This window comes from Nocardiopsis lucentensis DSM 44048, from assembly GCF_000341125.1.
In the GTDB taxonomy this organism is placed as follows: domain Bacteria; phylum Actinomycetota; class Actinomycetes; order Streptosporangiales; family Streptosporangiaceae; genus Nocardiopsis; species Nocardiopsis lucentensis.
Genome location: NZ_ANBC01000875.1, coordinates 1 through 2,350, shown reverse-complemented (window position 1 = coordinate 2,350; position 2,350 = coordinate 1). Strand labels below are relative to the sequence as shown.

Annotated in this window: 2 protein-coding genes; both read right to left on the bottom strand. The window is 73.8% G+C overall.

Annotation, left to right across the window (positions count from 1 at the left end; all coding sequences use genetic code 11):
- Window positions 1–17: 17 nt before the first annotated feature.
- Complete coding sequence (locus tag D471_RS0130110) at window positions 18–539, bottom strand: GNAT family N-acetyltransferase (RefSeq protein WP_017602051.1); 522 nt, start codon at window positions 537–539, stop codon at window positions 18–20.
- A 90-nt stretch (window positions 540–629) separates the two neighbouring features.
- Window positions 630–2,350, bottom strand: a 1,721-nt coding sequence (locus D471_RS0130105; RefSeq protein WP_017602050.1) for a diflavin oxidoreductase, incomplete at its 5' end; no start/stop codon positions are given.

The following is a 2,350-nucleotide window of genomic DNA, read 5'->3' as shown; positions in this document are numbered from 1 at the left end:
GCCCGCGGCCGTGTCGGTCAGGTGGGGCGCATGCGGAACACCTGAAGACGCATACCGTAGTACTTCTCGGTCTCGCCGACCCACTCCATGCCGAGTCGGCGCGCCACCGAGATCGCCCGCTCGTTGTCCGGCCGCGCGACCGCGAAGAGCTCCTCGATGCCCTGTTTGAAGGCCCAGTCGGAGATGGCCTGGCTGGCCTCGCTCGCGTACCCCTGGCCCCACAGGTCGGGACGGATCGCCCAGGTGAGTTCGAAGTCCTCCTCGAAGGGCGGGAGCAGTTTGAGTGACAGCCCTCCCACGAGTTCGCCGTCGGAGACGCGCACGACCGCCCACCGGCCCGCGGGCGGGGTCAGGTTGGGACCCGCCTCGATCCAGGCGTGCAGTACCGAGCGCATCGCGTCGATGTCGGTCACCGGTTGCCACTCCGGCGTCAGCCAGCGCGCGACTTCCTCGGCCCCGTAGATGCGCAGGGCCGCCTCCGCGTCGTCCAGCTCCCACTCCCGGATGAGGAGTCGGTCGGTCGGCAGCTCAAGGCTCATACGATCCACGGTAACCCGGACGGCGCGACCGCGACAGGGGGCCGCCGCTCATATGTACGACCCCCGCCGCATTCGCCTTGACCTGGGCGATCATCCCGACCAGACGTCCTCCACGTACCGTTCGGAGGCGACGAGGTCCGCCAACCAGTGCTCCGCCCCGGCCGGATCGGAGCCCGTCATCTCCCGGTGGATCCGCACGAGCGCGTCGCGCACCCCGGGCGCCATGGCGCGCCCGTCCCCGCACACGTGGACGCGGCCGCCCTCCTGGAGCAGTGACCAGACCTCGGCGGCCTCGGCCGCGAGGCGGTGCTGCACGAACCGTGCGCCGTCGACCGGCGCCTCGCTGAAGACGGGACGGAGGCTGACCGCGCCGGACCGCTCGGCCGCCGCCAACTCCTCCCGGTGCAGGAAGTCCACGTCCGGGTGGTCGCACCCGAAGTAGAGCAGGGCCGCTCCGTACTCGCCCGCGTGGACCCGGTCGGCGACCGCGCCACGGAAGGGCGCCAGACCGGTGCCGGCGCAGACCATGATCAGCGGGGTGCCGTCCCTGGACGGCCGGAACCGGTCGGCGCAGGGAAGGACGCGCGCCCACACGGTGTCACCGGGGGCCAGGCGGGCCATGTGGTGCGAGGCCGTCCCCCGGTAGGTCCCCCGGCCGCGGCGGTGGGGGCCCGTGAGCGCGGCGACCATGAGGTCGACGCCGTCCGGGCTGGCGTTGGCGGAGGAGGAGATCGAGTAGCGCCGGGGGCGCAGCTCGGGGAGCATCCCCAGGTAGTGCTCCAGGGGGAGCTGGCAGGCGGGGTGGTCCTCCAGCAGGTCCAGGACGCTGACCCCGGGCCGCGTCACCCGCTCGGCGAAGTCGTCGTCGGACAGCCCGGCCAGCTCCAGGAGGGGGCGGCGTTCGGGCGGGCAGGGGGTGTGGTCGGCCAGGACGGCGATCTGGGCCGGGGTGGCGGGCGCCTGGAGTTCGACGTAGTCCGACAGCAGCCGTTCCAGGGTGAGCGGGCGGTCGACGGGCAGGGCGCCGCGGGTCCGGCGCCGGGGCGTGATCCGCACCGTGCGCCGAAGGTCCAGGCCGAGGCGGTCGGCGACACGGCGCACCAGGTCGGGGGCGTTGCTCGGCAGGACGGCCAGGTGGTCTCCGGTCCGGTAGGCGAGGCCCTCGGGCAGTTCCAGGCGAACGAACCGCTTGGATCGGCCCAGGAGGTGGTCGGTGTCGACCAGTTCGCGCGACTCCAGCACGCGCATGGGCCGCAGTCCGTGGTGGTGGGCGAGCTGGTCCTCGGCCGAGGCCGCGGCATCGGCCACGGTGTAGGGCGGCAGGTCGGCGTCGGTCGCGTCCGTGTCCTGGGCGGGCGCACCGGCGGTCTCCTCGCCGTGGCGGTCGAGGAGGAGTGCCCGGGTCGCCGCCGTCCAGGCGTCCACGGCGGCGGAGAAGTCACCGGAGGTGTCGGCCGCGCCGCGTGGCCCCAGGCGGGTGGCGCCGGCCGCGTGCAGGAGGTCGTCGATGAGCGTGGGGACGCGCTGGTAGGTGGCCGCCCAGTTGCGGTCGCCGACGCCCAGCACGGCGTACTCGACGCCGTCCAGGGAGCCGGGCTCCAGTCCCTCCAGCCAGTCGACGAACTCCGCCGCGTCATCGGTGGGCCTGCCGTTGTAGGAGGCGGTGGCGACGAGCACGGGCCCCGCGTCGCGGGTGAGGCGGTCGACGGCTTGGTCGAGGGTGGCGGTGGTGGGGGCGAAGCCGTGCTCGGCGGCGTCCTCGGCCAGGTCGCGGGCGATCGCGGCGCAGGTACCGAGGTTGGAGCCGTACA

Coding starts and splice junctions, on each gene's coding strand:
- D471_RS0130110 (WP_017602051.1), bottom strand. CDS start 539: ATGAGCCTTGAGCTGCCGACCGACCGACTCCTCATCCGGGAGTGGGAG.